Origin of the sequence: Alicyclobacillus fastidiosus, from assembly GCF_026651875.1 — a bacterium.
Lineage (GTDB): Bacteria > Bacillota > Bacilli > Alicyclobacillales > Alicyclobacillaceae > Alicyclobacillus > Alicyclobacillus fastidiosus.
Window position 1 is genome coordinate 2,759,239 of record NZ_CP104067.1, and the last position, 12,083, is coordinate 2,771,321.

The 12,083-nt window shown below is 55.8% G+C and carries 18 protein-coding genes; 17 read left to right on the forward strand and 1 reads right to left on the reverse strand.

The window, feature by feature from the left end; all coding sequences use genetic code 11:
* The 16 genes from spoVAE (at position 1) to NZD89_RS13825 (ending at position 10,580) form a co-directional block, all read left to right on the forward strand.
* Positions 1-363 carry a stage V sporulation protein AE gene (gene spoVAE, locus NZD89_RS13750; RefSeq protein ID WP_268008251.1) on the forward strand — a complete coding sequence of 121 codons (363 nt, stop codon included), beginning with the start codon at positions 1-3 and terminating at the stop codon, positions 361-363.
* A 6-nt stretch (positions 364-369) separates the two neighbouring features.
* Positions 370-1,026, forward strand: a complete 657-nt coding sequence (locus NZD89_RS13755) for a stage V sporulation protein AE (RefSeq protein ID WP_326492933.1) — start codon at positions 370-372, stop codon at positions 1,024-1,026.
* A gap of 4 nt (positions 1,027-1,030) precedes the next feature.
* The gene (locus NZD89_RS13760; RefSeq protein ID WP_268008252.1) at positions 1,031-1,168 is read left to right on the forward strand and encodes a hypothetical protein; all 138 of its coding nucleotides are present in this window, start codon (positions 1,031-1,033) and stop codon (positions 1,166-1,168) included.
* 162 nt (positions 1,169-1,330) lie between these two features.
* Positions 1,331-2,014, forward strand: a complete 684-nt coding sequence (locus NZD89_RS13765; RefSeq protein WP_268008253.1) for a spermidine synthase — start codon at positions 1,331-1,333, stop codon at positions 2,012-2,014.
* Positions 2,015-2,065: 51 nt separating this feature from the next.
* A complete protein-coding gene (locus tag NZD89_RS13770; RefSeq protein WP_268008254.1) occupies positions 2,066-2,680 on the forward strand; it encodes a site-2 protease family protein in 615 nt (204 codons plus the stop codon).
* Positions 2,681-2,742: 62 nt separating this feature from the next.
* Positions 2,743-3,492: a segregation and condensation protein A gene (locus tag NZD89_RS13775; RefSeq protein WP_268008255.1), complete on the forward strand. Its 750-nt coding sequence runs from the start codon at positions 2,743-2,745 to the stop codon at positions 3,490-3,492.
* Positions 3,470-4,030 (forward strand): SMC-Scp complex subunit ScpB, encoded by a 561-nt coding sequence (gene scpB / locus NZD89_RS13780; protein ID WP_268008256.1) that lies wholly within the window; start codon positions 3,470-3,472, stop codon positions 4,028-4,030. Before NZD89_RS13775 ends, scpB begins: the two co-directional genes overlap by 23 nt.
* 63 nt (positions 4,031-4,093) lie before the next feature.
* Positions 4,094-4,714 carry a DUF2953 domain-containing protein gene (locus NZD89_RS13785; protein WP_268008257.1) on the forward strand — a complete coding sequence of 207 codons (621 nt, stop codon included), beginning with the start codon at positions 4,094-4,096 and terminating at the stop codon, positions 4,712-4,714.
* A gap of 2 nt (positions 4,715-4,716) precedes the next feature.
* Entirely contained in the window at positions 4,717-5,151 is a 435-nt protein-coding gene (ytfJ, locus tag NZD89_RS13790) for a GerW family sporulation protein (protein ID WP_268008258.1), read from the forward strand.
* Between the two features lie 93 nt (positions 5,152-5,244).
* Positions 5,245-5,838 (forward strand): nucleoside recognition domain-containing protein, encoded by a 594-nt coding sequence (locus NZD89_RS13795; RefSeq protein ID WP_268008259.1) that lies wholly within the window; start codon positions 5,245-5,247, stop codon positions 5,836-5,838.
* A complete protein-coding gene (locus NZD89_RS13800) occupies positions 5,838-6,389 on the forward strand; it encodes a spore maturation protein (RefSeq protein WP_268008260.1) in 552 nt (183 codons plus the stop codon). The genes NZD89_RS13795 and NZD89_RS13800 overlap by 1 nt, the downstream gene beginning before the upstream one ends.
* Before the next feature lie 31 nt (positions 6,390-6,420).
* The gene (locus NZD89_RS13805) at positions 6,421-7,272 is read left to right on the forward strand and encodes a pseudouridine synthase (protein ID WP_268008261.1); all 852 of its coding nucleotides are present in this window, start codon (positions 6,421-6,423) and stop codon (positions 7,270-7,272) included.
* 54 nt (positions 7,273-7,326) lie between these two features.
* Positions 7,327-7,821, forward strand: coding sequence for a YhcN/YlaJ family sporulation lipoprotein (locus NZD89_RS13810; protein WP_268008262.1), 495 nt, complete (start codon positions 7,327-7,329; stop codon positions 7,819-7,821).
* Positions 7,822-7,928: 107 nt separating this feature from the next.
* Positions 7,929-8,633, forward strand: coding sequence for a response regulator transcription factor (locus NZD89_RS13815; RefSeq protein WP_268008263.1), 705 nt, complete (start codon positions 7,929-7,931; stop codon positions 8,631-8,633).
* Positions 8,630-10,399, forward strand: a complete 1,770-nt coding sequence (locus NZD89_RS13820; RefSeq protein WP_268008264.1) for an ATP-binding protein — start codon at positions 8,630-8,632, stop codon at positions 10,397-10,399. Before NZD89_RS13815 ends, NZD89_RS13820 begins: the two co-directional genes overlap by 4 nt.
* 7 nt (positions 10,400-10,406) lie before the next feature.
* Positions 10,407-10,580 (forward strand): hypothetical protein, encoded by a 174-nt coding sequence (locus NZD89_RS13825; protein WP_268008265.1) that lies wholly within the window; start codon positions 10,407-10,409, stop codon positions 10,578-10,580.
* Positions 10,581-10,649: 69 nt separating this feature from the next.
* On the opposite strand, the gene NZD89_RS13830 is transcribed toward NZD89_RS13825, so the two are convergent.
* The gene (locus tag NZD89_RS13830) at positions 10,650-11,072 is read right to left on the reverse strand and encodes a helix-turn-helix domain-containing protein (RefSeq protein ID WP_268008266.1); all 423 of its coding nucleotides are present in this window, start codon (positions 11,070-11,072) and stop codon (positions 10,650-10,652) included.
* Between the two features lie 119 nt (positions 11,073-11,191).
* On the opposite strand from NZD89_RS13830, the gene NZD89_RS13835 reads away from it, so the two are divergent.
* A complete protein-coding gene (locus tag NZD89_RS13835) occupies positions 11,192-11,872 on the forward strand; it encodes an SIR2 family NAD-dependent protein deacylase (protein ID WP_268008491.1) in 681 nt (226 codons plus the stop codon).
* Positions 11,873-12,083 lie beyond the last annotated feature (211 nt).

Genomic DNA, 12,083 nt, shown 5'->3' on the forward strand with positions numbered 1-12,083 from the left:
ATGCCGACTTGGAGTACATTCATCTGGGCGTTTCTCGTCGGTGGAGGAATTTGTGCGATTGGACAACTTGTAATGGATTTTTCAAAACTGACGCCGGGCCACATCATGGCCATGTTGGTCGTGGCCGGTGCGGTCTTGGATGGGTTCGGGTTGTATGATCCGCTGATCAAGTTTGCCGGCGCCGGCGCCACCGTTCCAATCACCAGCTTTGGCAACGCGCTGGTACACGGAGCGACGCAGGAGGCGCATCTTCACGGTTTGATCGGCATTATCACCGGCATTTTTGAAGTGACCAGCGCTGGCGTTTCCGCGGCTATCGTGTTCGGCTTTTTGGCCGCCGTCATTGCCAAGCCGAAGGGATGATGAACCATGCGGCCAATGCGGCGAAGGCTCGCACCAGACGAGAAGAGGCGTGTCATCGTCGTCACGGATGGGGACCATGTGGCCTTTCGCGCCCTGCGCGTCGCCGCGCGGCGCACTGGATGTCGCCTCATCTCCAAAAGTGCGGGCAATCCGACGCCGTTGTCCGCGATTGAACTCGTGTGCTGCATTCGTCAAACGCCCTACGATCCCGTCGTCGTCATGTTGGACGACAACGGCGATGGAAATGAGGCCTGCGGTGAACAGGCCCTGTGCGTGCTCTTGAACCACCCCGACGTGCACGTCATCGCCACGCTGGCGGTGGCGTCGAACACGAGTCGCGTGGAAGGCGTGGCGGTCGACTTCAGTATCGATGCCAATGGCCAGAGGGTGGAGACGGCTGTAGATAAGGACGGGATACCGTGCCGCAGCTATGTCGTACACGGTGACACGGTCGATATTTTGCGCCGAGTCGACGCGCCACTGGTCATCGGCATTGGCGACATCGGCAAGATGAATGGCAAAGACGCGCCCGAACGCGGTGCACCTGTCACGACTTCCGCCATCGAGTGGATTTTGATGCATTCGAACAAGCACAAAATCCAGCCAGCCCACAACGAAAGCCGTGCGACCGCATACCGTGGAGGGAGAAACGGGCGGAGGTGACGAAGTGGTCAGCTTACTCATGTTTTTGCCGCAACTGTTCCGCTATTTCGGTATGTTCCAGTCGTTTATGGGCTTTGTTCGACCGGCGTGGCCGTTCCTTTCACGCATTTGGCGGCGGACACCGGCGGTCGCGGCCGCCTAAGGCCGTCTGAATTCATCGGTTCATGCCCCGTCGCCACCCGCGTGTGTTGTATACTAAACACAAATCACACGTAGACGGGAATGAACCGCCATTTCACTCATCTACTCAGAACCTGGAACTGTGCATGCCCGAATTGAAGTGGTCGAAAAGAGACGTGTTCGCATGATGCGGTTTGGCGGGCGGGGCGGCTGGCAGGGGGCGCTGGACCAGGCCCGGCTAGATCGACCGGTTTTTCCATACCAGCGGGCGTTCGCCGGATTGGTCCAGTCGCTTGGCACCGTCGACTCCTTCCTGTCGATTGGCGTTGGCACTGGGACAGCGCTCAATTCCGTGCTAGCCAGCCACCCGAATGCACAATTGTACGGTGTGGAAATTGACCAGACGGTGCTCGAGGTCGCCATTCGCTACTTTCACGCGCCAGACCATCGCAGGGCGGACTATTATGTGGGCGATGGTTTTGCTTTTATCCGAGCAGATATGCCAAATTTATACGACCTGATTTTCGTGGATGCATATATGCGCAACGACATCTACCAACCAGCGCTCGACCCAAACGCGCTGGACGCCCTGCGACAGCGACTGCGCCCACAGGGTGTCGTCGCGTATAACATCATCGGCCAAAACCTGGCGACCGGTGCCCGCGGCACGTTCGTGCGCGCCGCGAAATCGCGCTTTGCGTCGGTGCTCGACCTGCCGGTCGGCGTTCCTTTTAGCGACCAGAACAGATTGGTGATACTTACGGACCACCGTTCACTTCTTCAGGATTTGTGCCGTTCCCTTGGACAGGCCTCGGTGCTCAAGTGGCACGAGCGGCTACTCTGGCCGCAGCGACTGCGCAGCCTCTAAAACGGCTATGCTATAATGAGCCCGAACGGACCCAAGGAGGCACACGGTTTAATGTTTTCGAGACTCTCGTCACCGTCCTATATTCTCGTTATCTTTATCGTCCTCTTCAGCCTCGTCATCCACGAGTTCGCACATGCGGCTGTAGCGGATTTACAAGGGGACAAGACCGCGCGCATGAACGGTCGGCTCACGCTCAACCCACTCGTGCACCTCGAGTTGCTGGGCATTATCATGATTTTGTTCGCGCCGATTGGGTGGGCGCGTCCTGTCCCAATTAACATGAACAACTTCAAGCGGCCGCGGCTGTCCATGATTTTGGCGGTGGCAGCGGGTCCGTGCGCCAACCTCGTCCTCGCGGTATTGGCCTATTTCGTGTTGTTTGTTGCACACCCCAGTTATACTGGCCTCTTGTCCACGATTCTGTTCGACGTGGCACAAGTCAATGTCGCATTGTTTGCGTTTAATATTATTCCTTTGCCGCCACTCGACGGATCGCAAATTTTGAGACACCTGCTGCCCTTAAAACAGGCGATTGCATTCAGTCGATTGGACGCGTATGGACCGTTTATTCTCATGTTCCTATTTATCGTTCCGTATTTCGACACGTGGGTATTTGAGCCATTTGTCAACTTGTTGAACGGCGTCATCGCGTCTTGGTTCTTTTAGGCCTTTGGCCATCGGTTGCCTGACGAGAAACGGCGCCATTTTCATGGAGAGGCGTGCGTAATGTGTCGTACGAGGTAAGACTGGCACAATTTGAGGGACCCCTCGACTTATTGATGCACCTCATCCGCAAAAATGAAGTGGATATTTACGATATCCCGATTGCGGAAATCACAGATCAGTACTTGTCGTACTTGCGGGCCATGGAAGAGTGGTCGCTGGAAATCGCCAGCGAGTTCGTCGTCATGGCGGCCACCTTGCTCGCGATTAAGTCGAGAATGCTGCTTCCTCGGACTCGAGCGACTGCAGAGGACGAGGAGGAGGACCCACGAGCTCCGCTGGTCGAACAACTCATCGAGTATCAGCGGTGCAAGTGGGCCGCAGGTCAACTGTCCGAACTGGCGACGGCGCAGGCGCAAGTGTATTCTCGTGCGCCTATGGATTTATCTGCTTACAAGAGTCGTGAAGCGCCGGAACTCACTGGGGTGAGTCTCTGGAATTTGGTCGACGCGTTTCGCAAGCTGTACATGCGCATGCCAAAGCTTGAGCGCGTCGCGGAGATCCGCGGTCACGTGGAGCGCGTTGAAGATCTGATGGGCGAAATTGTCGAGCGGTTGCAGCGATATCGCAGGATCGAGTTCTCGCAACTCATGGATTTTGTGCACAATCGGCACACGCTCGTGACAGCCTTTTTGGCCATTCTCGAATTGATCAAAGATCGGGCGCTTCGCTTCGTTCAGGAAGAAGCCTTTGGGCCCCTGGAGCTCATTTGGATAGGGGAGACAAACAACGATGCAACTTCTGTCAGCGGTTGAGGCGATTTTGTTTGCAGCCGGCAGCGACGGTTTGCAAACGTCGGATATCGCTCACATATTAGATTGTTCGGAGGCCGATGCGCGCAACTTGTGCCACCAACTGCGCGCGGCATTCAACGAGCGCGGGGCGGGTATCACGCTGCAAGAGGTGGCGGATACGTGGCAGTTGACGACCCGACCGGAGCTGGCGCCGTTTCTCAAGCGGATGGCGCAGGCGCCGATGCAGTCGAGCTTATCGGCGGCGGCACTCGAAGTGCTTGCCATCATCTCGTACAAGCAGCCGATCACCCGCGCTGAGATCGACGAAATTCGCGGGGTGCAGTCGGATCGGGCCTTGGCGACACTCGTCCACCGCCAACTGGTCCGCGAAGTCGGACGGCAGGACGCACCTGGCCGCCCCATCCTGTTTGGCACGACAGAACAGTTCTTGCGCCACTTCGGTTTGAAATCCTTGTCTGAACTTCCGCCACTTCCGCCTGCGCCCGAAGAGCAGGACGTGTCCCTCTTTGCGTTGCCCTCCGAAATCGCACGCGATTGAGGCGTGCATAGGAGCCAAGTAGATAACACATAATGTCACCGACGTGAAAAGGTGGCATACGAGATGATTTGGCTCCTCATAATCCTGGCAGTTCTCATATGTCTCGCGACCCTGCTCTTACTCCCCGTGGAAATCCGTGTCCGTTATGAGCACTTTCAAGAGGATGATCAGGGGATAATCGAGCTGCGCTATCTTGGCGGACTGATTCACATCAAACGCGAGTTGACCAAGATCCAGGTCGGCGTCACCGACAATGGGCCGGCGGTAGGCGTCAAAACTGAGTCGAAGGCGAACGAATCGCATGGGATTTTTTCGGCGGCGGACTTGGCACAGGTTTTTCGCGAGTTGGGCCCACTGCTGGAATTTATGCGAATCTCGTCGCGGATTGTTCGCCAGTCGGCTCGTCATCTCCACGTGCGGTTCATTCATTTGGAGGCGAACGTGGGGCTTTCCGACGCGGTCGTCACTGGAACGTCTGTCGGCGTTCTCTACATGGTCCTCGAGTCGCTGTTTGGCTATATGGGGCAGTTTTGTCGACTTCGCCAGGTCCCGTCCATCGCGATTCACCCGGTCTTTAACCAATTCGTGCTTCAGGTGAGAACGCAGAGCATAATGAGTATTCGCTTGGGTTACGCTATCAGCGCAGGCATCAGGCTTCTGTTAGCCTGGAAAAGGAGGACGTAACGTTGGATCATCCAATACAAGGCCTTATGCAAACGGCGATGTCGAACATACGTGAAATGGTTGATGTGAATACCATTATTGGCGATCCCGTCGAAACCCCAGATGGAACCGTCATCCTCCCGGTGTCCAAAGTTGGATTCGGATTTGCAGCGGGCGGCAGTGAATTTACTTCCAGCCCCAGTCAGGGCAATGGCTCAAGTGATGGGGAGAATCCGTTTGGCGGCGGATCCGGCGGTGGCGTTTCCATCACGCCAATCGGCTTTCTCATCGTACACGGCAACAACGTTCGCCTGTTGTCGACCGACAACCAAAACCAATTGTACGATCGACTCATCGATATGGCGCCTTCGGTGATGGAACGCATTCAGTCATTTATGCAACCCAGCAAGAAACAGGGCGGGGCACCGGCCCAGGCGTCAACGCCGCCTGTGGTGTAGTTGCGCGGCGACAAACTGGAGTGTTAGAAATGGCGCGGCTGGCATACCCATGGACAAGGAGGTTTGTCCTTTTGCTTGGGGGTGTGACCAGCCGTGATCGACTTTATTTGGCTTGTACTTTTTTTGGCGGGTATCGTGACAGCCATGTTCACTGGGAACATGAGCAAGGTGGCGGATGCCATCATCCACGGTTCGGAACGAGGCGTCACGCTGTCGATTGGGCTCATTAGCGTCATCGCGCTGTGGCTGGGCTTGATGAATATCGCCGAACGGGCGGGGGCCATCGCGTGGCTTTCGAAGTTGCTGCGACCCGTCGCACGATTTTTGTTCCCGTCGGTCCCGGCCGACCACCCGGCGATGGGCGCGATACTCGCGAACATGAGCGCGAACTTGCTCGGCATTGGCAATGCGGCGACGCCGCTGGGGTTAAAGGCGATGCATGAGTTACAAACCTTAAATCCGGATAAGGAAACGGCGAGCGACGCGATGTGCACACTGCTCGCCATCAACACGGCCAGCATCACGCTGATTCCGACCACAGTCGTCGCCATTCGCATGCAATATCATTCGCATCAGCCGACCGCTGTCGTCGGTACGACCTTGGTCGCATCGGCGATTGGAACGGCCTTCGCCATTGTTCTCGACCGCGTGTTTCGGAGACTTTCTCGGCGACGGAGGGCAGCGTGATGCAGCAGATGTTGAGTGTTGCCAGTGAGTGGTTGTTGCCGCTCGTCGTCGGATCGATTCTGTTCTTTGGATTCATCAAGCGGGTGCCAATTTACAATACGTTTGTCGACGGCGCGAAAGGTGGATTCGCGACGTCTATTAAGCTGATTCCGCACCTTATCGCCATGGTCGTCGCGGTGGCCGTTTTTGACGCGTCAGGGGCGATGAACATCCTGGTAAAACTGTTGACGCCCTTGTTACAGTGGTTGCACATTCCGCCTCAAGTGGCGCCGATGGCGCTGTTGCGCCCCATCAGCGGATCAGGGTCGCTCGCGTTTATGGTGAACATCTTTGAACAACCGAAACAGGGACCAGATTCGTGGCTCGGAATGTTGGCGTCGACCATGCAGGCGTCTTCAGATACGACGCTGTACATCCTCACCGTCTATTTTGGCAGCGTGGGAATTCGAAAGTTTCGTTATGCGATGGGCGTTGGGCTATTGAGCGATTTCGTCAGCGTGATCGCATCCGTTTTCGCAGTGTCCTTGTTGTCTGGTATGATACATGTCTAGGTTCGTATTGTACCTGAGCAGGAGATGAATTATGGAACGATTACAAAAAGTACTCGCACACGCGGGCGTAGCGTCTCGTAGAAAGTGCGAACAACTGATTGCAGAGGGCCGCGTCACGGTCGATGGTGAGCAAATTACCGAGATGGGCCACTTAGTAGATCCCGATAAACAGGTCATCGCCGTAGACGGTAAACAGGTCGCTGTGGAACAAAAAGTGATCATCCTCTTAAACAAGCCGACCGCGTATATGACCACCGTGTCGGATCCCGAAGGGCGGCGCACGGTGATGGGCTTGCTCCCGAAGGTGGCGGAACGGCTGTACCCGGTTGGTCGACTCGACTACGACACGAGTGGTCTCTTACTGTTTACCAACGATGGAGCCCTGACAGAACGTTTGCTGCACCCGTCGCGCGATATCGAAAAAGTGTACCGTGTGACCGTCGAAGGGCAGGTTGACCGCGAAGCGCGCCAACGCTTGGCCGAGGGTATCGAACTGGAGGACGGAGTGACGGCTCCGGCGCAGGTGGAAATGATGCGCCAAGGCGAAGAGTCAGTCGTTCAGATTGCGATTCACGAAGGTCGCAACCGCCAGGTTCGACGGATGTTTGACGCGCTCGACTTGCCGGTCAAACGGTTGAAGCGCATCGCCTTTGGCCCCATTGCGTTGGGCCACTTGAAGACAGGTGACTGGCGCCTACTCGCACCATCCGAGTGGAAAGCTCTGTACCGCAGCGTCGATTTGACACCGCCGCCGTATACCAAACCTACGTTTCCACCGAAGGAACAACGGGCTGTGCGCCCCGGGCGTCCGCTTCGAGGTGGCCGCGGCGGCTGCAAGCCGGCGGGGCAGGGCGGTCCGAAACGCCGCGCAGGCAAAAAATGATGAATTGAACTCCTCGATTCATTGCATCCTAACCCCAAAAGGGGTGTGATATGGATGAAGACGAGGTTAACACTGGCCAGTGCAGCACTTGTGGCCCTGGTATTAAGCGGATGCGCTGCGAACGTAAACAACACATCCAAGCGTGCGGCTGACGTGATGAACGCGACGCAGCGCGTGACCAAACAAGCGCCTACCGGAGCGATTGGCGATCCACAGCACGTACAGATGGCCACCAACATCGCAAACGGGCTGGTCAAGCGCGGTTACGCGAAAAACGCATTCGTGTTTGTGGTGGGGAGGACGGCGTATGTCGCCATTGATCAGAAAAAACCCACCAAGACCGACTTGGGCATGAAACAAAAGGACGCCATCGTCAATGCGGTCAAGCACATCGACAATCGCGTAGACACCGTCTACGTCAGCGCGAGCCCAGACGCGTATCACCGTTTCCAAAGCTTTGCAGGGGAGATGAAAGCAGGGCGACCGGTGACTGCGGTTTGGAACAATTTTCGCACGATGGTCACGATGGTGTTTCCGACCGGGCGGTGAGGGGCGTACGCGAACGGCAAGTCTCTCGACTTGCCGTTTTTTTCGTGAGTTGTTGTGGTTGCACCTACCACTTATAATGGATCTAGCTTTAAGAACGGGGGTTTAGCATGCCGCAACCACGTATTTTAGTTGTTGACGATGAGGAGCGTATCCGCAGACTGGTTCGGATGTACTTAGAACGCAGCGGGTTTGACGTAGTCGAAGCCGAGGACGGCACCGAGGCCGTAGACATTGCATTGGCTCAGCCATTTTCCCTGATCATTCTCGACTTGATGCTGCCGGGGATGGATGGTCGAGACGTGTGCAGCCACATCCGCCAGCACAGTGACGTCCCGATTGTGATGCTCACGGCGGCCGGGGACGAGATGAACCGCATTCACGGGTTTGAACTTGGTGCAGATGACTACGTCGTGAAGCCGTTTAGTCCGCGCGAGTTGATTATGCGCGTGAAGGCGCTTTTGAAGCGGACCGGCGAGACCGAATACGCAAAGGCCGATCTTCAACAGGCGTTGACCTTCCCGGGGCTTGTCATCCACATCGACGCAAGGCGCGTAGAAGTGGATGGCAACGAGATCAGTCTCACGCCGAAAGAGTTCGATTTACTGGTCTACATGGCTCAGCGACCTGACAAGGTGTTTAGCCGCGAAGAACTGTTACGCGACGTTTGGAATTATCAATTCTACGGCGACCAACGCACCGTTGACACCCACATCAAGCGCCTTCGCGAAAAGCTTGGACAGGCGTCAGACCCGGTGAGTCAGTACATCGTGACCGTGTGGGGCGTAGGTTACAAATTCGAGGTCGCCCTGTGATACGCAACAGCGTCGCATCAAAATTATGGCTGACCATCGTCGCGATGGTCTTTTTGGTCTTAGCACTTTTAGCCGTACTTCTTCAACAATTTTTCGTAAACTACGTGGTTCAACGCGAGACGGAGCAACTGACACGCCTGGCGACGTCCGTCAACCGAATTCTCCCGACCAACGACCCTGCCACTGCGATGAGTGTCCTTGGAGAAGTCTCGCAGAACGTGTTACAGGCGCATGTGGTCGCCGCGACGCCGCTGACGAGGGAAGCGGAACTCGTGACCGCGTATCACCATTTCACGCCGACGCAGCTGAGCGATTTTAATCTTGGCAAGCCAGTCGTGGTCAACTCGACCGTGGGTGGAGCCAGTGAGCTGTCCGTCTACCAGAAGCTCCCGAGCTCCACAAGTACACCCGGAATGGTCGCGGTGTCGCAGCAGATGAGTGTGCTCGAACAACCTGTTCACCGCATGCGCAACCTGATCATCTTCGATACGGTCCTCGCCATCGTCCTTGCCACCGGTTTGGCTTTTGTCGTGTCGAAGAACCTGTCGCGTCCGCTTGTGGAAATGAACAAGGCGGCAGAGGAGATGGCCCTAGGACACTTTTCGCAGAGGGTCGAAGTGGTGACCCACGACGAGGTCGGCCGGCTCGGAAACACGTTTAACGCGCTGGCAGCTGAGTTGGCAAAGACCATTGAGCAGCTTTCGATTGAGCGGGATCAGCTCAGCAGCATCCTGTCCTCTCTGCAGGATGGGGTCGTGGCGACGGATAAAGAAGGGCGTGTGACGCTCGCAAACCCACCGGCGCTACGCCGCTTGCGCTCGATGTCCGTCGCGGAACGGGGCATCGCGACGATGGAAAAACTCCCCGAACGGTTGATGATGCTCTTCTCGCACGTGACCGATTTCGAGGAGCCCGTGGTTCAGGAGGCTACGTGGGAAGGACGGTCGCTGGCCATCACCATGTTGCCTTTGTACGAAGTGGATGGGACACAGATGCGGGGGACTTTGGCCGTTCTTCGCGACGTCACCGAGGAGCGTCGTTTGGATAGGCTGCGAAAGGACTTTATCGCAAATGTTTCGCACGAATTGCGCACGCCGCTCAGCATGATGCAGGGATACGCGGAAGCGTTGCTCGACGACATCTCCGATGACCCAGAGATGAGACGCGAACTTACGGAAATTATCCACGACGAGACATTGCGGATGAAACGGCTGGTGAACGACTTACTCGATTTCGCCCAGCTCGAAAGCGGACAGTTCCAAATGAATATGGACACCATCGACTTCTCACTCGTCATGCGTCGGGTGGCTCGAAAATTCCAGGCGTTAGCCCAAGACTTCGGCGTAGGATTCGAACTGCGAATCGAGAACGAAGCCATGATTATGGACGCGGACGTAGACAGGATGGAGCAGGTGTTCACCAACCTACTGGATAACGCCTTTCGTCACACCTCGGAAGGAAAGATCACATTTTCAGCGGATATCAGCGGACGTTATGTGTACGTTCGCGTATCCGACACGGGTGCAGGCATTCCCGAGGGGGATGTGCCTTATATCTTTGAACGTTTTTATAAAGCGGACAAAGCGCGAACGAGATCTCGCTCTGGTACTGGGTTAGGACTCGCGATTGCGAGACATATTGTAACTGAGCACGGCGGCGATATCCTCGTCGAGAGTGCGATTGGGAAGGGCACCACGTTCACGGTGATCCTGCCGATTCAACGGGACGATATGGAGATAGACGGCGAACAGCACGATAAGGAGTGATAGTGGCGTGGCTTGGGTATACTACCTGCGGCTTGTGGACACCAAGTTTCAAGCAGATTGTCTGGCTGCGCGAATCGAAGAGGGGACGTTGTGTTTGAGCCAACGTCTCCCAAGCTACGTTGGCGTGTACCAAACGAGGAAGGGGCGGTTCGGGGTAAAAGCGTTCTGGGAATCGCGCTGAGTCGTCTAGAGGGGCCCCTCACCGCAGAGTGAAAGCAGAGCAAGGCGAACGTGCAAGGGGCCAAGCGGCCTACAACACTCGACTATCCGGTTGATAACCCGCCAGCAAATGGTCCCTGTGCGCCAGCAGTTCGATGAGCTTGGTCAGAAAGCTCGCTTCTTCCTCGGGAAGCGTGCTCATGCGCTGTGCGGCCTCCAAGTACGGAAACGCTGACTCGTTGAGGATAAAATTCTGCAAGTACAGCGGCAGTTCGTCTGGTGAATTTCGCATTTTTGGCGCCTGAAATTCGGTGCGCTCGTCACACAGCGAGGATAGGGGAACGCCAAGAGCAGTGGCGATTCTCTGTGCGTATTCGAGGGATGGATGACGCTTGTCCCGTTCGATGGAAGAGATGTGCGGCGTAGAGATGCCACAGCGCATCGACAATTCCTGTTGCGACCAGTGTCTTGAAAGGCGTAAACTTCGCACTCGCTTTCCAAAATTTTGATTCAATTTTTTGACCCCCTTCGATATTGTCGAACCTTATGCTGTAAATATATCGACGGACTAGTAGGGTGTAAATAGAATATTTGAAATTTAACTTACTATTTTGAATAGGTGTAATGATTGTGATGTATGAATTAGGAGTACGTCGCTCCCGAGAGATTGACGTCCAGGCTCTGGCAGATAAATTGAACCGCGACAACGCCGTCGCACTGACTGGTGCAGGCATCAGTGTGGCCAGCGGCCTACCGCTCGGCAACGAGGTTGTTCAAGGCATCCCGCTCAACGAGTTCTTTATGCTCCACACGTGGGAGGAGCGCCCGTCGCAAGCGTTTGCGGCGTATCGTGACATTCTCTCAGGTTGGCGGCGGGCCACGCCCAATCCAGCACACCAAGCGCTCGCCGACGCCCGCATTCGAATTATCACACAGAACATCGATGGGTTGCATCGAGACGCGGGCAGCCAAGAGGTGATAGAACTTCATGGCAATCTGCGAGAACTTCGTTGTTTCCAGTGCGATGCCGTCTTCGCGAGTCAATTGGTTTGGAAGGACGACGTGCCAAGCTGCCCGACCTGCAGGGCGCAACTATTTCCCGGTTTCATCCTCGAAGGGGATGCGGTCAGGCATATCGCGAGAGCGGTCGAATGGGTGGCAGCCGCTGCCTATCTCGTCGTCATCGGGACGCAATTGGCGATGGATCCCGTTCGAAGACTCCGGGAGATCGCGCGCGAGCGCGGAGCAGATGTGATATGGGTCAGTGCTATGGCGGAAGAGTGGGTGCCAACGTTGTTCCTGCCCACGAGGTAAAATTAGGTTGCTATAGAGATGTTCTACAAAAAAAACTCGAAATTTGTTTGGGAAATAGTAAGAATGCTATTTCCTTCTCATTAGCGCTTGGTTATAATGGGGACAGACTTTCCCATATCCTCTTTGCATAAACGCCCCCTAATCCGGTTGGTTTACCACAGGGGGCGTTTTGCATGCGGGTGCATGCCGGGGCGTTTTCCCGGCATGACAC